This is a genomic window from Candidatus Seribacter sulfatis, assembly GCF_964187635.1.
GTDB lineage: Bacteria > Verrucomicrobiota > Verrucomicrobiia > Opitutales > Seribacteraceae > Seribacter > Seribacter sulfatis.
Window position 1 is genome coordinate 26,531 of sequence record NZ_CAXLMO010000011.1, and the last position, 21,180, is coordinate 47,710.

The 21,180-nt window shown below is 44.1% G+C and carries 18 protein-coding genes; 13 read left to right on the forward strand and 5 right to left on the reverse strand.

The genetic code is table 11. The annotated features are described in order from the left end of the window. Together ACKPQ5_RS01230 and ACKPQ5_RS01235 are read right to left on the reverse strand one after the other, a co-directional pair. Nucleotides 1-930: an ABC transporter permease gene (locus ACKPQ5_RS01230; RefSeq protein ID WP_407677269.1), complete on the reverse strand. Its 930-nt coding sequence runs from the start codon at nucleotides 928-930 to the stop codon at nucleotides 1-3. A gap of 4 nt (nucleotides 931-934) precedes the next feature. Then, nucleotides 935-2,782, reverse strand: a complete 1,848-nt coding sequence (locus ACKPQ5_RS01235) for a peptide ABC transporter substrate-binding protein (protein WP_407677270.1) — start codon at nucleotides 2,780-2,782, stop codon at nucleotides 935-937. Nucleotides 2,783-3,005: 223 nt separating this feature from the next. On the opposite strand from ACKPQ5_RS01235, the gene ACKPQ5_RS01240 reads away from it, so the two are divergent. The 13 genes from ACKPQ5_RS01240 (at nucleotide 3,006) to ACKPQ5_RS01300 (ending at nucleotide 17,931) form a co-directional block, all read left to right on the forward strand. Then, a complete protein-coding gene (locus ACKPQ5_RS01240) occupies nucleotides 3,006-4,430 on the forward strand; it encodes an ABC transporter permease subunit (protein ID WP_407677271.1) in 1,425 nt (474 codons plus the stop codon). A gap of 5 nt (nucleotides 4,431-4,435) precedes the next feature. Continuing rightward, entirely contained in the window at nucleotides 4,436-5,506 is a 1,071-nt protein-coding gene (locus ACKPQ5_RS01245) for an ABC transporter permease subunit (RefSeq protein ID WP_407677272.1), read from the forward strand. A 40-nt stretch (nucleotides 5,507-5,546) separates the two neighbouring features. Further along, nucleotides 5,547-7,712, forward strand: coding sequence for an extracellular solute-binding protein (locus ACKPQ5_RS01250; protein WP_407677273.1), 2,166 nt, complete (start codon nucleotides 5,547-5,549; stop codon nucleotides 7,710-7,712). A 26-nt stretch (nucleotides 7,713-7,738) separates the two neighbouring features. After that, entirely contained in the window at nucleotides 7,739-8,725 is a 987-nt protein-coding gene (locus tag ACKPQ5_RS01255; RefSeq protein ID WP_407677274.1) for an ABC transporter ATP-binding protein, read from the forward strand. After that, nucleotides 8,710-9,696: an ABC transporter ATP-binding protein gene (locus ACKPQ5_RS01260; RefSeq protein ID WP_407677275.1), complete on the forward strand. Its 987-nt coding sequence runs from the start codon at nucleotides 8,710-8,712 to the stop codon at nucleotides 9,694-9,696. Before ACKPQ5_RS01255 ends, ACKPQ5_RS01260 begins: the two co-directional genes overlap by 16 nt. 213 nt (nucleotides 9,697-9,909) lie before the next feature. Further along, a complete protein-coding gene (locus ACKPQ5_RS01265) occupies nucleotides 9,910-11,568 on the forward strand; it encodes a hypothetical protein (protein ID WP_407677276.1) in 1,659 nt (552 codons plus the stop codon). Further along, nucleotides 11,568-13,721 (forward strand): tetratricopeptide repeat protein, encoded by a 2,154-nt coding sequence (locus tag ACKPQ5_RS01270; RefSeq protein WP_407677277.1) that lies wholly within the window; start codon nucleotides 11,568-11,570, stop codon nucleotides 13,719-13,721. The genes ACKPQ5_RS01265 and ACKPQ5_RS01270 overlap by 1 nt, the downstream gene beginning before the upstream one ends. Then, on the forward strand, nucleotides 13,718-14,956 hold the full coding sequence (locus ACKPQ5_RS01275) for a tetratricopeptide repeat protein (protein WP_407677278.1): 1,239 nt from the start codon (nucleotides 13,718-13,720) through the stop codon (nucleotides 14,954-14,956). Before ACKPQ5_RS01270 ends, ACKPQ5_RS01275 begins: the two co-directional genes overlap by 4 nt. A 65-nt stretch (nucleotides 14,957-15,021) precedes the next feature. Then, on the forward strand, nucleotides 15,022-15,867 hold the full coding sequence (locus tag ACKPQ5_RS01280) for a MotA/TolQ/ExbB proton channel family protein (protein WP_407677279.1): 846 nt from the start codon (nucleotides 15,022-15,024) through the stop codon (nucleotides 15,865-15,867). Nucleotides 15,868-15,896: 29 nt separating this feature from the next. Further along, nucleotides 15,897-16,307, forward strand: coding sequence for an ExbD/TolR family protein (locus ACKPQ5_RS01285; RefSeq protein WP_407677280.1), 411 nt, complete (start codon nucleotides 15,897-15,899; stop codon nucleotides 16,305-16,307). Nucleotides 16,308-16,311: 4 nt separating this feature from the next. Further along, complete coding sequence (locus ACKPQ5_RS01290; RefSeq protein ID WP_407677281.1) at nucleotides 16,312-16,767, forward strand: ExbD/TolR family protein; 456 nt, start codon at nucleotides 16,312-16,314, stop codon at nucleotides 16,765-16,767. 23 nt (nucleotides 16,768-16,790) lie between these two features. Continuing rightward, nucleotides 16,791-17,177, forward strand: coding sequence for a VOC family protein (locus tag ACKPQ5_RS01295; RefSeq protein ID WP_407677282.1), 387 nt, complete (start codon nucleotides 16,791-16,793; stop codon nucleotides 17,175-17,177). 85 nt (nucleotides 17,178-17,262) lie between these two features. Further along, complete coding sequence (locus ACKPQ5_RS01300) at nucleotides 17,263-17,931, forward strand: 3-keto-disaccharide hydrolase (RefSeq protein ID WP_407677283.1); 669 nt, start codon at nucleotides 17,263-17,265, stop codon at nucleotides 17,929-17,931. A 31-nt stretch (nucleotides 17,932-17,962) separates the two neighbouring features. Here the strand turns inward: ACKPQ5_RS01300 and rlmN are convergent, their stop codons facing one another. The 3 genes from rlmN to ACKPQ5_RS01315 form a co-directional block, all read right to left on the reverse strand. Continuing rightward, the gene (gene rlmN / locus ACKPQ5_RS01305; protein WP_407677284.1) at nucleotides 17,963-19,030 is read right to left on the reverse strand and encodes a 23S rRNA (adenine(2503)-C(2))-methyltransferase RlmN; all 1,068 of its coding nucleotides are present in this window, start codon (nucleotides 19,028-19,030) and stop codon (nucleotides 17,963-17,965) included. A 71-nt stretch (nucleotides 19,031-19,101) separates the two neighbouring features. Further along, complete coding sequence (locus ACKPQ5_RS01310; protein WP_407677285.1) at nucleotides 19,102-20,571, reverse strand: DUF1501 domain-containing protein; 1,470 nt, start codon at nucleotides 20,569-20,571, stop codon at nucleotides 19,102-19,104. A gap of 2 nt (nucleotides 20,572-20,573) precedes the next feature. Continuing rightward, nucleotides 20,574-21,180: DUF1553 domain-containing protein (locus ACKPQ5_RS01315; protein ID WP_407677286.1), on the reverse strand; the 607-nt coding region annotated here is incomplete at its 5' end.

A 21,180-nucleotide genomic window follows, 5' to 3' on the forward strand; every position in this document is an offset into this window, starting at 1 on the left:
CTAATCGGTCCCTCCGCTTTGTCTCATGCGAGGGTCCAATAATCCGGTGAGCAGATCGGCGAGAAGATTCATTACCACAATGAGCAAACCGAAGAATAGTGACAGGCCTAAGAGAAGAAACTCATCTCTTGTAGTGGCTGCATTTACAAAGTGCTGTCCCATTCCCGGAACTTGAAAAATGGTCTCTACGATAAACGAACCACTGATCAAGGCAGCGAAAGCCGGTCCAAGGTAGGCAACTGCCGGGAGAAGGCCACCCCTCAATGTGTGCTTAAGGATTACTTGGGTTGGAGACACCCCTTTTGCATGTGCCGTTCGAACGAAGTCCTGGGACAGGACTTCAAGAATGCCTCCCCGGGTCAGGCGGGCAAGGTAAGCGGCGGAGACTAGTCCCAAGGTAAAGGCGGGCAGAAGGATGTCCTCCCAGTTTCCCCAACCGGCCACCTTCAGTCCGGGAATATGGGCCGCCACATAGATTTGCAAGAGCGGGCCGATTGTAAATGAGGGGATGCAAATGCCAATCATTGCCACCGCCATGCACGACCAGTCTATCCAGCTGTTTTTCCGAACTGCCGAAAGTATGCCGATCGGCACACCTATTCCGATTGCGAAGCCAAGAGCACATAGGCCAAGCATTAATGAATTAGGAAAAGACTGGGCAATAATATCAATTACTGGCCTTCCTTTACTCGTTGAAATCCCGAATGAACCCTCCGTTATTATATTTTTTGGATAGACTATGTATTGTTCCCAGATCGGTTTATCCAATCCATAAAGTTTGCGTATGTTTGCTTTCGTTTCCGCAGATATATTTTTTTCGGATGTAAAAGGTTCCCCTGGCATGGCCTTGGCCAGAAAAAAGGTAATGGTATAAAGAGCGAAAAGAACAAGAAATCCTTGCAGTACCCGACCGATTAGAAAGCGGAGCATTAGTTCAGTCCTTTCTATTGTTGGCACCCGGTTGCAAGCGTAAAAACTTGTACGGATGATTATCGAGAAGAAGGGGATTCCATCCTTTTACATCAGGGTGAAGAAGATAATTGCGTGTATACCAATAGACCGGGAGTATAGGCCGCTCACCAAGAAAAAGTGCTTCGGCTTGAGCGAGCAGTTCGTATCGCTTGGCCGCCTCTCCCGTCTGGGCAGCCATGCCCAGGATGTCCTCAAATTCTTCATTATGCCAACCTGTGCGGTTATTTCCTACCCCTTTCATCCACATATCGAGAAAAGTGAGTGGGTCCATGTAATCACCAATCCAGCCACCAGCGGCAAGGTCGTAGTCCTTTGCAAACATCGCGGTAATATAGGAAGTCCATTCCATTTGCTTGATCTTGATCGTGGCTCCGAGGTGTTCCTTCCACATAGCCTGTAATGCCTCTGCAGTAACCTTTGAAGATTCCTTATCCGTAGTAAGAAATTCAATATCAGGTAACCCCTTGCCGCCTGGATATCCTGCTTCGGCCAATAACTTACGGGCCAGTTCCGGGTCAAATGTCACGGTGTCAGAGGCAGGGTAATTTCCGAAGGGAGGAACCAGTCCACTGGCCGGCTTCTGTCCTCCTTTAAGGACATTATCGATAAGTGATTTCTGGTTGAGCGAGTAGGAGAAGGCAAGTCGTACCCGGGGGTCTGTAAAAGGTTTATTGGAAACATTGGTTCTAATAAAATAAGTGCCGAGATAAAGTTCACTACGGACATGTTCTGGATATTTTTTTCGGGAGTATTCAATTAGTTCGGATGCAATGCTGTAGGTCACATGCATCTGACCGTCAAAATACATTCGGTCTTCCGTGTAGAGATTGCCGATGGGGAGGAACCGGATACCGTTGAGACCGACATTACTTTTGTCCCAATAATGTTGGTTACGGCTCACTTCAATATGGTCATTGAATCTCCACGATTTTAGGATGAAGGCTCCGTTTCCAACCAGGTTTTCGGGTTTAGTCCAAGAAGTGAACCGTTCTCCAATAGTGCCGTGCTTCAGAACAATATGCTTAGGCACGGGGTACCAAGTATAGTGTTTAGTGATCTCGGGTAAAAATGGAATGGGTGAATTGAGTTTTACCCTCAAGGTGTGCATGTCCGGGGCGGTGGCACCCAATTCAATTAATTTCCATAAATCCTTTAACTCATCTTTTTTTAATTGACCCCGATCCCCTTTTTCAAAATTCAGGTTTTTCATGATGAGGGATCGTCGAATCTCTGGAGAAAGATTCTTTGGCCATAAAAAAAGCGAAGGATTTTCCAGTAGATTTTCTAAATTAGTTAGAGTCAATTTATCGAGACCAATAAAATTGAAAGAATTTTCCTCCGCTTTTTCATTCGGGCCGAAGTCCACATTTTTGAAGGTTGACCACCAATCTTCAGTAAAGTTGGCGTCTTTACGGAAAAGCAGGTAGGAACGCTGGGACTTATGATAGAATTCGGCATCTTTAATGTAATAAAGCATGAAAGAATAGTCCGAGGCGAGGGCAGGGGTGAGTAGGCGGCGAAAGGAAAAAAGAAAATCCTCCGCGGTAAGAGGTTCTCCATCCGACCATTGGGCATCCTTGCGAAGTTCGAAGATCCATTCATCCGGTCGAGCAGGGTCAACGGGATACCATTTTTCCGCGACTCCGGGCATCGCAATTCCATCTTTGGAAGGATGCGCTTCGACCAGTCCTTCAAAAAGTGAACGGATAATATTGCTTTCGAGAACTCCGCTCACGATATGGGGATCCAATCCCTTGGGTTCGCCACTATTTCCCATGATTAGTATTCCCTTACGGGAGGCATCGTCCACACTGCTAGTTTCTCCGCATGATACCAGCAGAAGGCAAAAGAGAACCCGAATAAAAAAACTCCTGGTATCTCCTAAATAAGCTAGACTGTTTGTTGGGTAATTGATCCTTTAAAAAAGGGACGACCACTTGACTATTGGCAAGCAAAAGAATCAGCAAAATTGGAAAGTGCAAAGATTTGACTTTGCCCCATCTCCTTGAAAGGACTAGGAAGAAACCCGTTACATGCGAGATTATTTTATCAGAAGGCTATTATTGATTCCTCCGACTCTTCTCGGAATCAGCATTATGGTCTTTGCGATTACCAGACTGGCGCCCGGCGGTCCGCTCGAACAGGCAATGATGCAAATGCAACAAGTTTCTGAAGAAGGGGGTGGGGGACGGAGTTCTGGTTCAAATCAAGCACTTTCCCGAGAGCAATTGGAACAAATGAAACGATTATACGGTTTTGATAAACCTCATTGGCAGGCCTATTTGATCTGGCTTGGCATTTTGCCAAGAGAAACTGAATTTCGCCAGATTCGCTTTTTGGGAGACGAATTGGAATTATCTGAACGGGTAAGTTTGCCCAGTTTCCCACTTGCTCAATTGGATTGGGATAGGGATGGATATTTACAACGTGACGAGGTACCTCCCACTATTTTAAAATATATTAATTTTAATAGCTTGGATCAAAACCAGGACAACGAATTAGATAATGAAGAAATCAATAAACCAAATTCGATTATTCAGGGGGCTCGGGAAAAGGTAATCCTGAAAAGAGATCGGTTGGGTGGAGTCACGATTGTGAATCTTTCCGAATTATTGGGAAATTGGAACGTTCGAATGAAGGAACGAAGCCCAGATCAATCAAATGCGGTTCCGGTGGCGGAGCTTTTCATGACTCAACATGAAGGCGTTCTGCAAGGAAATTTTGGTCAATCAACCCGTTTTGGTGAACCGGTTCTTCATGTTATCGCGGAGCGATTACCAGTATCAACCTATTTTGGACTTCTGACTTTTCTTCTTACCTATGCAGTCTGTATTCCCTTGGGGATTTTTAAGGCGGTTCGGCATAACACGCTCTATGACGATCTGTCTTCGATTCTGATCTTTGTGGGCTATGCCGTTCCAGGTTATGCGCTGGGTTCTCTTTTACTGCTATTTTTTTCTGTAAAGTTGGATTGGTTGCCTATGGGGGGCTTAGTGAGTGAAAACCATGAACAATTGTCGATGTTCGAACAATTAAAAGACTTAGCGGAACATAGTTTTCAACCATTATGCTGCTATTTGATTGGTGGCTTTGCATTCGTTACGATGATGATGAAAAATCACCTGATGGACAATTTATCTGCAGATTATGTTCGAACCGCAATGGCGAAGGGTGTCTCATTTGGTAATGCCGTCCGCAAACATGCTCTGCGAAATTCATTGGTCCCCTTAGCAACCAATGTGGGGCACCAAGTGACATTATTCGTAACGGGTTCCTTCTTAATTGAAACTATTTTCGATATTGATGGCTTTGGGCTGTTGGGTTTTAACTCGGTAATCGATCGGGATTATCCTGTAGTTATGGGAGTACTTACTCTTTCTGCGACTCTTATGCTTTTGGGGAACATCCTGTCGGATGCCTTAGTGGCGATGGTGGACCCCCGTGTCCGTTTCGAATGAAAACCATGATTAAATTGAATCCATTGACCACCAAGAAGCTTCGTCGCTTTCGTTCGATTAAGCGTGGGTATTGGTCTTTTATTTTCTTGGTATTGCTTTATAGCCTCAGTCTCTTGGGAGAATTATTTGTGAATAAACGGGCCTTGATTGTTTCTTACCAAGGAGAATTTTTCTTTCCCACCTACGGCGAACAGATTAGCGGAAAATTTTTTGGTTTTGATTATGAATATGAAACGAATTACCGGGACCTCCAAAAGAAATTTGAAAAAGAAAATTCCAACGATTGGTTACTTATGCCAATCGTTCCCTTTGGCCCCTATGAGATGGATTATGCCAAAGAATCTTCCACTGGATTTTCACCACCGAGTTTTTCTTCCGGGCATTTTTGCGGAACTGACAAAACGGAACGGGATGTATTTGCTAGGTTGCTTTATGGCTTTCGTATCGCGATGACTTTTTCTCTGGGGTATTTACTGTTAACTTATCTCATCGCAATTTGTGCGGGTAGTATAATGGGATACTTTGGTGGAAGGACAGATATGCTTGGATTACGACTGGTTGAAATTTGGGCAAATGTTCCTTTTTTATACATGGTAATTATCTTGGTTTCTGTAATGCCGAGTTGGTGGGGCACTGGTTGGCAAGTTTCCTCTCTATTACTCATTATGGTCCTTTTTTCATGGACTGGAATGACATACTACATTCGAGCGGCAGTGTATAAAGAAAAGGCCAGGGATTACGTCTCTGCGGCCAAGGTAATTGGGGCGAGTTCAGCCAGAATTATTTTTCGCCATCTTTTACCCAATGTGATTTCCACCCTGGTCACTTTTGCCCCCTTTACAATTGCGGCCGCGGTTTCCTCCATTACCGCCTTGGATTTTCTTGGCTATGGTTTGCCTCCTCCAACTCCCAGTTGGGGGGAACTTCTGAAGCAGGGTGTGAATAATCTCCGCATTGCTCCATGGATCGTAATTTCCTCAGTTTCAATATTGGTGCTTACATTAACCCTGGTCACTTTTGTGGGGGAGGCAGTGCGGGAAGCATTCGATCCCAAGAAATTCTCAACTTATGAATAATATGAAAATTAATAAGATTTACTATACCGCTTTTTTTTTCGTGAGCCTGTTGTTTTTTAATGGCTGCGAAGACCATCAACTTAAACCACCCCGCGAGTCTGGAAGCGAGCCTTCCAGGCAAACTGGAGAAAGTGGTCTGCCAGTGGATCGTGAATTTGCTCGTGAACTGGCCCGGGAGCTAGGGAGGGAATTTGCCCGAGAATTGAGCAGGCAATTAAATGAAGGAAACTCATCGATTCAACTGGATTCTGTTTTTTCAGCAAACTCTGTTCAGATTGATCGAGATCCGGGTTCATTAGTGGACATGGATGGCCGCCCCCATCCATTACTAGCTCATTGTTCAGAAGATGTTCTGGAATTTTATCAAAGTCATGCGGATTGTTTTGCTATTAAATCCCTCCAGGAAATTCCTGCTGGTTTAAATTGGAAAGACGGTTTGGGAGAAGAAGAATTCTCCTCACCGGACGCAAAAAGGGGAGGCACTTGGAATGTTTTCATGAGAGATTTTCCGAGGACGCTACGAACGATTGGACCAGATGCAAATGGGGCCTTTCGAAGTTATTTGTCAGATTATAATGCCCTGAGTTTAGTGATGTCTCACCCCAATTCGGACGGATATTATCCCGGGTTAGCCAGTTCGTGGGCGGTTGCGGATGATCGCAAGACGGTTTATTTCCGGTTGGATCCTGATGCACGGTACAGTGATGGGAAAGCAGTTCGTTCCAGTGATTTTTTCTTTTTGTTTTATTACATGCGAAGTAAACATATCCAGGCTCCATGGTATAATGATTTTTTTGGGAAGGATAAATTTCTCAAGGTTACTCTCTTTGATAGCCATACCTTTTCAATCACTTATTATAAAGCAAAACCTGATGTGGTTGAGCGGGTATCCCTTCGTCCTGTTCCGGAACATTTTTATGGTGAGTTAGATGGTGAGTATTTGAATAAATATCAGTGGCTTCCCGAGCCTACCACAGGGCCTTATGTGGCAACCCCCGAGAATATAGATAAGGGGAAATCAGTCACTCTCGTCCGGCAAAATGATTGGTGGGCAGATCAGAAAAAATTCTATCGATACCGTTTTAATCCAGACAAGATCAAGGTAAGCGTAGTGCGTGATTATAACAAAGCATTTGAAATTTTTCTAAAGGGCGAGATTGATATGTTCGGTTTAGCAAAAACGGAGTTCTGGTATGAAAAGTTAACCGACAAGAATCTATTAGTGAAGAACGGATATTTATCAAAAGTCACTTTTTTTAATCAAACTCCACCCCCCTCTTATGCGTTGAGAATTAATTCGCAAAAAGCGCCTTTAGATAACCAAAACATTCGAATTGGCTTTCACCATGCAATGAACTTTAAGCTTGTTTTGGAAAAGATCTTCCGGGGAGATTATGTTAGGATGAACACCGTGGCAGATGGATATGGAGCCCGCTCGCACCCCACCTTGCAGGCCCGTACTTTTTCGGTGGAGAAAGCAGTCGAACACTTTGCAAAGGCCGGATATTTAAAGCGTGGCCCAGACGGAATACTGGTTAATAAAAAAGGTGAAAGATTGTCGGTTGAAATAGTAACGGGCTATAAGCATTTCGAGGATGTATTGGTTGTGCTTAAAGAAGAGGCCAAGAAGGCAGGCTTGGAAATAAAGCTCAAAATTCTCGAGAGTACGGCTGCATGGAAGACCGCGGGGGAAAAGAATCACCAAGTTATTTTCTCCGCCTTTAATTCTTTTGTGGAACTGTTCCCCCGATATTGGGAACCCTTCCATTCCGATAATGCGTATCAGCAGGATGGGGATACGAAATATCGTAAGGATGGTCGATTAAAGGATAACTTAGTAATCAAGACTAGCACCAATAATTTTACGCAAACTGCAGTGCGTGAAATTGATCATCTAATTAATCAATATCGGGAGGAGGAAAGCCTTGAAAGAATTACAGAATTATCCCATCAACTCAGTGAAATGATCCATGAACATGGGGTTTGGGTTCCAGCCTGGAAAAAACCATGGATTAGGATTGGTCACTGGAATTGGATTAAGTTTCCTCAGGACTGGGGACCAAAAGAAACCCGTGATTATGAAGAATTTCAGGTTTTTTGGATCGATCAGTCCGAAAAGAAAACGATTCTCAAGGCTAAATTGGCAGGCGAGGTTCTATCGGATCAACCGACCGTTCGGATTTATGATAAGTACCAGTCCAATTGATATCCAAATGCGAAAAGGCAGACTGAATGGAAACTGATATATTGCTTGATATAAAAGGGCTTTCGGTTTCTTTTGAGACGGACGAGGGACGCGTGCAGGCACTTGATTCAGTTGATTTTCAGGTCGGGCTCGGACAAACTCTTGGCCTGGTTGGAGAATCAGGATGTGGGAAGAGTGTAACCGCTCTGTCCATTATGCGCTTATTGCCCAAGCCCGTGGGTAAAATAACATCCGGCAGAATCCATTTTCAGGGGAAAGATTTATTGGAATTATCTGCAGATGGAATGAGGCAGGTTCGAGGAAATGAGATCGGCATGATTTTCCAGGAACCGATGAATGCATTAAATCCGGTTCGGACAATAGGCGATCAATTGAGTGAGGTCTTTTTATTACATCAAGAAATTGGAGTAAAAGAAGCCTGGCTCAAATCAGTAGAAATGCTCCATGATGTGGGAATCCCAGCACCCGATAGCCGTGCCTTCGAATATCCCCACCAACTTTCGGGCGGAATGAGACAACGAGTTGTGATTGCCATGGCGTTGGCATGCAGACCAAAGCTCGTCATCGCAGATGAACCCACCACTGCATTAGATGTTACGGTACAGGCTCAAATTCTTGAACTTCTGCAAACTTTGCAAAAACAACTGGGGTCTTCCGTTTTATTAATTACCCACGATCTTGGGGTTATTGCCGAAACTTGCGATGAGGTTTGTGTGATGTATGCAGGTCGGATAGTCGAACGAGCATCCACAGTCGAACTCTTTGCCAATCCAAGACATGCCTACACCCGTGGCTTACTTTCCTCGATCCCGCGATTGGATAGAATACCCAAGACTGAACTTTCCACAATCGATGGCATGGTTCCCGGTCTTTCTGACTTAAACCAAGGTTGTCGTTTTGCTCCACGGAGTGGAAAAGTACATCCACAGGCCCTGCTTGATCAAAGGTCGCCCTTGCAGGAAGTCGCGGAAGGGCATTGGGTAGAATCTTGTCCCCTATGTTCGAATTTATGAATGCACCCGAGGAATTACTAAAAATTACAGACCTTCGTGTTCACTTCCCCGTCCGGGGAGGGATTTTTCGCAGAGCAGTCGGATCATGTAAGGCAGTAGACCGGGTAAGCTTGGTATTACAAAAAGGGCAGACACTCGGACTGGTGGGTGAATCCGGTTGCGGGAAATCGACCTTGGCCAAGTCCGTGGTAAAATTGGTTGAACCCACTTCTGGCTCGATCAAATTTAAAAACCAGGAAATAGCGGGAAAAAAGGCTCAAAATAATTTTCGTAAAAATGTGCAAATGGTTTTTCAGGATCCAGCAGAATCTCTCAATTCCCGCATGACCGTGGGTGCAATATTGGAGGAACCTTTGGATATTCATCATATAGTCGAAAAAAATGTTCGTTCTGAAAGGGTGGCGGAGTTACTCGAACAGGTTGGCTTATCTGGAAGCGCAGCAAATCGATATCCGTTTGAATTTTCGGGCGGACAGAGGCAGAGAATTGGAATCGCCCGTGCTTTGGCTCTGCAGCCCGAACTTTTAGTCCTCGACGAACCAGTTTCTGCATTAGATGTATCCGTGCAGAGCCAAGTTCTTAATTTGCTCATGGATCTTCAATCTAAGCTTGGATTGACCTACCTTTTGATTGCTCATGATTTAGCGGTTGTAAAGCATGTATCCGATATAATTGCGGTCATGTATTTGGGAAAGATCGTTGAGATTGGGCCTGCGGAAGAGATTTACTTAAAGCCGGCACACGCCTATACGAAGGCACTTATCTCGGCTATTCCGATCCCGGACCCCACCAAAAAAAGGAAGAGAGTGATTATTCCGGGAGATGTTCCTTCCCCCATCAACCCTCCATCAGGCTGTGCTTTTGGGCATCGTGTGGGTTCATCTCTTTATCCTGAAAGTGTTGGAAAAAAATTAGACATGGAAGAAGTTTCTACAGGTCATTTTGTACTTCAATGCCCTTGCTGCACATGAATTTTTTTAGGTAGATCACCCTCATTTTTTCAATAGTAGAAAAAAGCTTGCGACAAAATGAACGAGTCTCTTTTATGATCATCTTTCTCTTACCACTTTTACATGCCCTTTAAAAGAATAACAGTTCGAAAGTTTTTAATTTCGCCTTTCCTAATCTGTATTTTAGTCTGGATTTCTTCGTATTCCCTCTCGCTGGGGCAGAGTCCCGCGGATATGCCACTGCGCCAAGTAATTACCGAGGCACAGGCACTTATTGGTCAGGGTGATTTTGCGGGTGCTTCTCCTCTGTTGGATGAATTGGAGGGTCGCTTTGAAAACGAAAAAGATCCGGAGGTGGAAAAAATCCTTCAACAATTTGGTTTTGTTCGTGGAGTAGGCTATTTACAGAGTTTTGCAAAAACGGGAAATAAGGACTTCCTTGAGAAAGCATCGGGAGCATTTGGATTTTTTGCGGATAAGTTTCCCAATGATTCAAAAGCTGTGATGGCTTTGCAAAAGAGAACGGATTGTCTTCGTGCTCTTCATGATTGGAAGGAAGCCGCAATTGTTATCGAATTACTCTTGGATACATCAAAACCTTACCGTAAGCAGATTGTCAAACGAAGCGAACTGATGAATCTTTATTTTGGTAAAGCTCAGTGCTATCACATCGAGCAAAACTGGGTTAAAGGAGAACCATCCTTCAAGGAATTATTGAAGTATGCCGATCTCGCCAAGGATGAAGACCGTTCTGCATATGCAGTTTCTTGTCTCACTGAAATGTTCGTGCAGACCAAGCGGATCGATGAAGTCTTTCCTTTATTACCCCGTTTATCTGGAGATACCCCAGCCCGTTATGACCTTCGCCTGAATGTCAATTTAATGCAGGGGGCGGCTCAACTTAAAGATAAGGAAAGACATGTGGAGGCTTCACTTTTTTATGCTCTGACCATGACAACGGAGGAAATTGTTGCATTTTATACCGAAAGGCAGAAGCAATTACAGACAGAACTTTCCCAATATGAACAATTGATCGCGTTACAGGGAAACACAATGCCCAAGCGTCGATTGGAAATTTTAAAAGAGCGTTCAAATGCCATCGCCATGAAGCTGACCAGTGCCAAAGGTCAACTCAAGTTAGCTCAGGATACACCTCCATTCACTACCGTTTTGCGCTGGAGAAAAGCGGATAATTTTCAAGTTACCAAAAGAGACTGGGAGTCATTTTGGGGATTTTATTGGCTCTACAAAGACTTTCCAAAACATGAAAGTGTGGAGAATTTTATTTATGCGGCCTTCGCGTCTGCCAATACTGTAAAACATCGAGAAAAATCGATCGAGCTGGGAGAAGAATACTTACAAAATAAGGACTGGAAGAAATTTCGGGCGGATGTTACTTTTATTATGGCGAATGCCTACAGGCAGGAAGCGGAAAGCCTTCAAGCAATTGCAGTCAGCTTACAATCCGCAATGGGAACTGCAGAAAAAGACCGGGCAGAAAAATCAAAAGTTAAATCCGCAGAATACTACAATCGCTTTTTTGGACTTTGTGATGACTTCATCGAAGTTATGCCTGAGCACAAATATGCGAAGGATTTTGTTGGCATGATGGGATCGGTTTTCTTTAAGCGCAGAAAATTCGAAGAATTATTGGAAAAATTTGCCGGATTTGAGAATGGTGCGATGAATCGCTCCCAAGGCTATGTAAATCGTAGTGAGTTTACTAAAAGCCCCGCTATGCCGACCGCTCATTACATGAGTGGATTGGCATTGCTTGCCTCCGGTAAGTTTGAAGAGGCTAAGCCATTGCTCGGTGCGGTGGTCGGGGTAAACGTTGAAGGGCTTCCGATTGGAGGTTCAAGTTATAGTGAAGACGAGGAGGAATCGGAATAATGAATAAAATATACCGTATCTTCTTTCTCTTTCCTTTCTCTTTTTTCTTGGTTTCCTGCGGTGGCGATGAGACTGAATCGGTTTCTGAAGCTACCACAGACACAACTGCACCCGAAGTAAAACCTGAAAAGGCTCCCGTAGTCGAAGAGGTCGAGGAGGAGGAGGTCGCAGTGCTGCCGAATCCAAATGGGGTTTACCTGCCAAACGGAGAGGAAAAGAATGGAAAGCCTGTTTTTGTAAATGGGGAAGGCTTTTTCATGTGGTTTAATGGTTCAATCTGGAAAATTTCCGATAAGTCAGGGGGAGGAAAAATAGTCTCGTCCGGAAAAGAATCGATTAATGATAAATGGAGCGATGGGGGAAAAGCCCGTCATTTCCCGGACGATGAGTTTGCCAAAGACGCTTTATTTCGCCTTGCAGTCGCGTATCAGGGTTCCACTGATAACCCAAATGCAATTAGGCTTTTCCAACAGTTTGTGAAAGACTTCCCGGAAGACAAAATGGTCCCCGAGGCATACCTGAGCTTGGGTGACTTGGCTATTAGCGATGTAAAATCTGACGAGCAACCTTCCTACGAACAAATACAAAATGCCCAGGCCAATTATTCATTGGTTCGGGAAAAGTCACGGGAAATTAAATTAATTACAGATGCCACATTTAATGAAGGCGGTCTGATCGAGCGAGTGGCAGAAAATCCGGACGGAATCGTGGAAAATTACCTTACGTTTGACAAAAATAAAGACGAAGTATTGCAATCAAGTGAATATTCTACCATCGGAATTGAATCCGATAAATCTTTTGCCGATTTTGATTTGAATGAAGATAAGTCCATCGATTTCGGTGAACTTTATGATGTTGCCTCCTATGTTTATTATTCAAGCATGGTGAAATTATACTCGGACTATTCAGAAAAATTTAGTGATTCAGAAGGGGCTAGAATTTCAGAAGCCACTGAAAAAATTGGATTTGCCAATGAAATGCTAGGTCGTCCCTCTACCATGCTTAATCTTTATTATAAGGATATTGAAAAGTACGGCAACGATCCTAGTAATGTAGGCGTCGATGCTATCCTTAAAAAATACACCGTTAAGTACGATGAATACGATAAATTATACGGAAGAACTTTAGATCTTCTTACAAAGCTACAAGAACCCGGGCAAACCATTTCATTCACCTATCGTGACAGGAAGGGAATTGAAGAAACGATTACTGGAACGGTTGAGGATATAATTGGAGATCGTAAAAAATTGCTGCCATTTCTTTCCTCTCAATACAAGGGCATGGATCAGGATATTTATAGCGATGTGGTGAAATCCCGAGGAGCAATCTTTTCAAACCCTTCTCATATGGCAAAATTTAAGGGTTATTTAAAGAAATACAAAGAATTTAAAAAGGGATTTCCGTCGGATCTATCTCCTGCCGTTGCCTTTGCAAAATTATTGGAACAGGCAAAGTCAGCAGGGAACAGACCACTTGAATTGCGCATGCGTTCAATGCTCGATCGGGTTGGTTCAAAAGCGGGTGGGAGTTATAATCCGCAAAAGAGTGACTTCCCTGCGGCAAGTCCAGGTGTTCTCGTTTGGATGGCCGAACAATTACTTGCCCAAAACTCGGTGGAGGATGCGGTATCTGCGATGGAGCGCCTTGTAAATGTATACGGAGATACGGGTGGCGAATTTCTTTTTGATGCTTACTACCTCTTGGGACAAGCAAAGCAAAAGGAGCGGGACTACCAGAGTTCTGTCTCCCATTATCAATCTGCACTTGCTAATTCATCCTGGCATGATAACGCCAACGATGCTCGGATTCGCCTGGGTGAATCTCTTTTTGAAGTGGGGCAGTCCAGTAAAGATTCCAGTCTCTTTGACCAGGCGGTTTCCTCTTTCGAGGAAGTAAGAAGCGATACCGATACCAGCCTCGAGCAGAGAGCTCAATCCTCCTACATGATGGGGGAGTGCAAACGCGCCATTCGCGATCATGCTGGTGCAGCATATTATTACCTGGACACAACCCTTAACTTTCCAAGTGCAACAAAGTGGGCTTCCAAATCCTACGAACAAGCAATTCGTTGTTACGAACAAACCGGGCAATCTGATCAAATTACTCAAGTGGAAAAACAGTATGTTGATTGGCAGAGAAAGTTTCTTAAATGAGTAAGTATTTAACTTGTATTACAGTCTTGTTCAGCTTTTATTTCGGTCACATTAATTTGTGCGCTCAAGCCAATCAGGACTACTTTAAGATCCATTCGGGTGCATTACCGGTTAAGATATTTGTTGGAAATGCAGCAAAGGCTGGCACTCTCTTAGGGGTGGATGGGCAGAAAGGCATTATTTATGCCTCCATGGACGGTGCGGGAAGGATGCAACTGGAACTTCGCGGATTGAAGAAACAGAATATTCAAGGTTTTTCATTTGCTTGGCCACAGGGTGCGATGAAAACTCTTCAAGCATTTTCTAACGAACAGTACAGCAAAGAACTTCTGCCAAGTTTAAGACCAATTATGTATAAAGTAATGCTCTTTCTTGATATACCCCAGCAATACTTTGCCATCCATGATAATTGCTTGATCTATGTAAAAGCATTAATTGCCATGGAGCAGTATAATGAAGCGTTTTATTTATTATCACGTCTAAACTTAAATAAGTTGGACAGTTACGGATACCGAGATTTCTCGGAAGCGTCACTTGAACTCGCCAGTAAAATGATTCGAGCCAACTCAAAATCTGCCAAGATTGCCCGTGCTCTTTTGCAAAAAGTAACGATTCGAAACAATAGCGCTGATCATGCCTCTTATTTAAAACTTGCCGATTCGCTACGAACCCAGGGTTTGTATAACGATGCAATTTCTGAATACGCCCGGTTGGGACCAATCGTACAAAAGTCTCCGGGAAGTCCCCATGCCAAGATAGTCGAAATTTGGCCGATTTATTGTTATATTAAACTATACGAAACCTATTCCAAGGCAGCATTAAAGGATGCACGGTATAAAGCAGCGGCCGGTAAAATATTTAATACTGCGATGCAGACGGTTAAAAAGTTAGACGAAAAACCACCCGCTCGGCAAACAAATGAATACTCTCTTTATAAACTGATTCGTGCTCTCTTGCGTGTTCAGTACGCACGTCAATACGAGCAAAGCGGGAACGAATTGAAAGCCGCTGAATTTTATCGTCAGTCTGTTTTGGAAGTAACCGAAGGAATTGTGAGTGCCCGCGTCGGTCTAGATTGGCTTCCGGAATCCCTTTTGATGGCGGGTGGAGCCTATGAAAAATTAAGTTTAAATGAGGCGGCAATCAATGTCTACAAACAGGTCTCCATTTTTTACAAGGGTTCAAAATGGGCCATTGAAAGTAAAAAACGACTAGACGCAATCCCCGCCACCTGAGTTAATCCTACTCTTGACCCATCCCCCCTTACCCGTAATTCTTAGACCTTAAAACAATCAAAATTATGAAACTTGGCTCAATCCGTAAATTCAGCATACTTGGAATTATTTTTTCCAGTTTATCCCCCAGTTTTTTTGCTAATGTGGTTCACGCGCAACAAAAGGGCTTTGGTTCAGCCCTGGTTGATAACTTGGGGCCTTTCTTGGTTCCCTTTATCATATTAATATTAGCCGGTTTTACACTGATCATTTATAATGGTATCGCGATTCGAAAAAAAGCATTTGTAAAGGAGGATGTGGTTCAGCCTATCATGCAGGAACTGCAAAACCTTAATGTTGAGGGTGCTATGGCACTTTGCGAACAGTATAAATTGCCCGTTACTTCTGTTCTTAAAGGTGGACTTGCACGGATTCAGGATGATGAATTGGATATCGAGTCGATCGAGAAAGGACTGGAGGAAACATCTGGGCTTGAATTGGCCAAACCCTTTACCTGGATTAATTTGTTAAATACTGTGGGTTCGATTGCTCCAATGGTGGGACTTCTCGGAACAGTAGTCGGAATGATCGGTGCGTTCCAAGTTTTGCAAAGCTCGGGAATGGGCGGAGAATCGAGTCAAAAGATGGCGGGAAATATTGGTAGTGCTTTATGGACTACTGCCGCGGGTCTGGTGGTTGCAATTCCTACTTTAATTTCTTATTTCATTTACAAAACAAAATTTGCTACAATTGTGGCAGAAGTAAATCGAATTGCCGGGGAAATGGTTTTCACTTTAGTGCGTGCTGCAAGAGGTGGTTTTGCTGAAGGGGGAGAAGAGGCAGGCGAAGAATATTACGAAGAGGTGCAGGAAGCTCCTGTCGAGGAAGGCTTGCCTCCAGCTCCCGGAGCACCGCCAATGCCCCCTGCATAACAAGCATAATTGATTTTATTTAAGTGTAGATGAGTGGATACAAACCACCCGAGTCCAATGACTCGCCTGATTTAACTCCCATGATTGATGTGGTATTCTTATTGATCGTATTTTTTATGGTGGTCGCACAAAGAATGTCTGAACAATATATTGAATTATCCGCTCTTCCTGTTGCCGGAAATTCAAGCGTAAAAGAACAGCCTCCTCCGCGCACAATTATCAGTATCGATGAAACTCCTGTCGGACAGAAATATTATTGGGGAGAACAGGAAATTGATATGGATGCAATCGGAACAGCCGTAAAACGAAATCCGGAATGGAAGGTTTTTTTACGGGTTCACCCAAAAGTCACCCACGCAGTGGTTCAGGATGTAATGAAGGTGATCGGGAATGCGGGACAGGCAGATATCATTTTTGGAACCTGGCAAGTAGGGACATAATCGAATGGAAACATTAAAGAAAATTTTAGCCGACGAGGATGAAGTTGATCTGACCCCCATGATTGATGTTACCTTTTTACTGCTTATTTATTTCATGGTTACGACAATGCTTAAACAACCGGAGGCGGAGTTATCTATTCAACTGCCCGGAAAGCCCCAGAGTAGCGACGTTACTCCTATGGATATGCTTAATGTTAAAATTGGAGACCAGGGCGAGGTTTATTTAAATGGGTCCGAGATTGAGGATGGATTCGATTTTGAAATGCCTGACCTAGTTTCCAACCTCAAGGTTCAAAAAGGAATGCGGGATCAACTCATTTCTTCGGGAGCAAAGACCAAAGCGGAAGCGGAATTAAAAGTACAAATTGAATCCTCCGGTATTGCAGAGCATCAATCTGCAGTGAGTGTATTAAATGCATGCTCGGAAGCCGGGGTAAATAAAGTAACTTTTTCTTTTTAACTCAGCCTTTATTTTTTGTTTTAATGAGTGCAGTAGTTTGTAAATTTCTTCATACCCGTATGCGGGTGAGTGATTTAGATAAATCAGTTGAATTCTACAATAAGGTCTTCGGCCTGGAAGTTTCCAGGCGCCACGAATCCCCCCGGGGTTCCAAATTGGTTTTCCTTACCGTGCCAAATAGTGATGAGGAAATCGAACTTACTTATTTCCCAGGGTCCGGTACCGTTGAGGTACAGGAAGACCTAATGCATCTTGCTTTCGAGGTCGAAAGTATGACCGAATTTGAATCCCATGCCCAGTCCGTCGGAGTTCCTTTAAGTGATGGTCCGACAACCAGTTCTTCCGGTTCAATTTTTGCTTTTGTGGATGCACCGGACGGGTATGAGATCGAAGTTATCCAAAGGCCTTAAATTTTAAAACGGGCTTACTTATCTTTTTTACCATTAGAATGAGTTCTTGGTTGTCGATACCACTGACATATTCAAGGATTACAGTATGAAATTGAAAGTGATTCATTCCATTTTACTACGTCTTGGCCTATGCTTTGTGCTGTCACTTTGTATGCTGTCTTGTCTGCCAGAGAAAATGCTTCCGTCTTCATTGATTGATAATAAGAGATGGCTTTTTGATGGATCCAGTTTGGAAGATTGGGAGCCGACCGATTTCGCCGGAAAAGGAGAGGTTATGATTGATGCAAATGGCAGTCTTGTTTTGGAAATGGGTGCTGAGCTTTCGGGAGTCCATTGGAAAGGTGAACCTTTGCCTGTTGTAAATTATGAAATTCATTTCAAAGCTAAAAGAACAATGGGGAGTGACTTCTTTTGCGGCTTAACATTTCCATTTAAGCAATCTCATGCCACCCTCATATTAGGGGGTTGGGGAGGTTCCCTAATCGGTATTTCCAGTATTGATGATTTTGACGCGTCAGAAAATGAAACGGGTGATGCCTATATTTTTGAGGATAACCAATGGTATGATATTCGTCTCCGTGCGACCGATAGCGAAATCTCTGTATGGATTAACGACGAGCAGGTAATTGATTGCGAAGTTGAGGGTCGAAAGGTAGCTATGCGCTATGGGGAGATCGAAATGTCTGTCCCCCTGGGAATATGTACCTATGCAACCACTGGAGTTATTCGGGAAGTGTTTTTAAAGGAAATTTAAAAACAACTGCTTCATTTCCTTATTTTGTGGTTTAGCAGGATTCTACAGTTTCCCTTAGTCTCAACTGTCCACAGGCCGCGTCGATATCGTGTCCTTTTTCCATCCGTAAGGTTACCCGAGGTGCATTTTCTTTTTCCACTTGAGATCGAAATGCATTAATTTGTGATAATTCCGGTCTTTCCCACTTCATCCCTTCCACTTTATTATAGGGGATCAAGTTCACTTTTGCATTTAATCGCCGTGCATGCCTGGCCAGTAGAATAGCTTGGCCAAGGTCGTCATTTATTCCCTTAATCAAAATATATTCCAAGGTGATCATTTTTTTCCGTTCTTCGATAAACCTTTCACATGCATCGATTAATTCTTCGATCGGGTAGCGCTTGTTGATTGGCATAATTTGCTCACGCGTTCGGTTATCACCTCCATGTAAAGAAATCGCCAGTCGTATTTGCGCGGGGTATTTTGCTAATTCAAGAATCTTGGGTACGAGTCCACTGGTAGAGAGAGTGATATGCCTCGCTCCAATCCCTAAGCCATCGGGAGATAAAATTTGATCCAGTGCGGGAATCATGGCCGGTAAATTGGCAAGCGGTTCTCCCATTCCCATAAAAACCAGATTGTCAATTCTTCGACCCGCTTTCGCCCGTGCAATGAGAATTTGGCCGATAATTTCCCCTGTGGTTAAATTCCTCTTTAAACCATCTAGCCCACTGGCGCAGAATTTACATCCCAGTGCACAACCCACCTGAGTGGATACGCATAAGGTGAGCCGGGATGCCCGTACTCCCTTTGTACCTTCAGTTGCGGGTATGAGTACACTCTCAATTAATTGCCCGTCGCGTAATTTCCACAGAAACTTTTGAGTAGTATCCTCAGAGCCTTGTTCTCGGGATAACTCCATCGGCATGAGATCCCACTCCTTTTTTAAATCTTCCCGTAACCCGAGTGAAAGATTACTCATTTTTTCAAAATCGAGAATGCCTTTTTCGTAAATCCACTCTCTGATTTGCTTATTTCGATAGGAGGGCAGTCCTTTCAGTTGCCATTGTTCAAATGGAGTATCGATTAGGAGCGGCTTACTTTGTTTTAGGTTCACCATAGGATACTTTCTGCCTGAAAATGGCAGTTCCTACAAGATAAACTAAAAGAGAAAGTGCTAAACTGAGAAAGTTAAGCAATGACCTGATGAATTGGGTCCGCACCTTCTACTCCAACGAGGCTTTTATCGAGTCCGCCATGGAAGTACGAAAGTGCATTAGGATCCAAGCCCAGCTGATTTAAAATCGTTGCGTGTAACCTACGGACATGAAAGCGATCCTTCACCGCTTCGCTCCCAAGTTCATCCGTCTCTCCGACACTCACTCCTCCTTTAATACCACCACCTGCCATCCACATGGTGAATCCCCATGAGTTGTGGTCGCGTCCAGTTCCTTCTTTATATTCAGCCGTGGGTTGCCGTCCAAATTCACCGCCCCATACCACAAGGGTTTCATCGAGCAGTCCGCGTTGTTTTAAGTCTTTGAGTAAACCGGCAATTGGTTTGTCAGTATTTCCGGCATGGTAGGAATGGTTTTTGACCAAGTCGCCGTGGGCATCCCAATTGTTGTCATTGTGATGTCCTCCTGAATAAATTTGAATAAATCGTACTCCCCGTTCCACAAGTCTGCGGGCAAGTAAGCACTTGCGCCCAAAGTCTTCGGTGTTGGATCCGTCCATACCGTATAGGTCTTTAATGTGGCCGGGCTCTTTATCCACATCGACAGCCTCTGGAGCGGATGCCTGCATCTTGTAAGCAAGTTCGTAGGATGCCACTCGAGCGGCTAAATTGGTGTTGTCGTACCGTTCGGAGAGATGGCCTTCATTCATCGTCCGCAAATGGTCCAGCATGGTACGCTGTTGCGAACGGGGTATTCCATGCGAGTTCTCTAGGTCAAGGATGGGAGATCCTTGTGAGCGTAATACGGTTCCCTGATAGCTTGCCGGCATGTATCCACTGGACCAGTTCTTGGCTCCACTAATCGGGCCTCCGGTTTTATCCAGCATCACCACATAACCTGGCAGGTTCTCATTTACGCTGCCCAGTCCGTAGTTTACCCAGGATCCAAGGGAAGGGTGCCCGGAAAGAAGGTTGCCTGCATTCATCATCAGCATAGCGGAGCCATGAATGGGGGACTCGGCTTTCATGGAGTGTAAAAACGCAATATCGTCTACACAGGATCCGACATGAGGAAAAAGATCGGATACATACTTACCGCAGTCTCCATAGGGTTTGAATTTCCACTTTGGACCCACCACCCGGCTTTCATTTCTTTTTCCTCCACGTCCAAAAGTTTTAACTTGGATTGTTTTTCCATCCAATGGGTAGAGGTTAGGTTTGTAGTCAAAAGTGTCCACCTGACTGGGTCCACCGTACATAAACAGGAAGATAACCGACTTCGCTTTTCCTGGAAAAGCTGAGTTTTTGGGAGCGAGGGGATTCACATAGGATGATGTACTTCCCGCCATTGCCTTGTTCGCAAAGAATCCGTCCTGGGCAAGCATTCCGGTCAGTCCGAGCGAGGCAAAGCCTCCTCCTATATCCTTTAGGAATTCTCTTCGGTGTGTACGGTTACAAAATGTGTTTTCTGGTTTTTCGTTCATAATTAATCGAGGTATACAAATTCATTCAGGTTTAAAGCTAACAAGGCGAAGCGATCCAGGGCTTCCTCTTCCGAAAGACTAAATTTATTCTTCATATTTTTCATCATCTCTATACCGGCATTAATTTCATCTTTATGGGGACTGCGGGAAAAAACCAGTTTTAACGCGTGTTCAACCTGTTTCTTCGGTTCTTTCCCTGCCTCGGTTCGCAGTCGGTTTGCAAACGACTTGGCAGAGTCATTCATAAATTTACCGTTCAGCATATTCAGAGCCTGTGTGGGAACCGTGGTGTTAAACCTCACCGGGCAGGTGGAGTCGGTATCTGCCATGTCGTGGTTAATAAGCAAAGGCATTTGCATAGAACGCATCACCTTCACATAAACGCTTCTTCGATTCGCTTGTTCGGGAGTACAGGCTCCCCAGCCTTTTCCTTTCACCGAAGAACCTGCTAGAATTATCTCGGGCACCGGAGGAGTTACGCTTTGGCCTCCCATTTCCAGGTTAATGGTACCGCATGCATTTAAGACCGAGTCCCGCACTTCCTCCGAAGTTAATCTTCTCATATCATAGCGCCAAAATGACTGGTTTAATGGATCCTGTGCGAGGGCA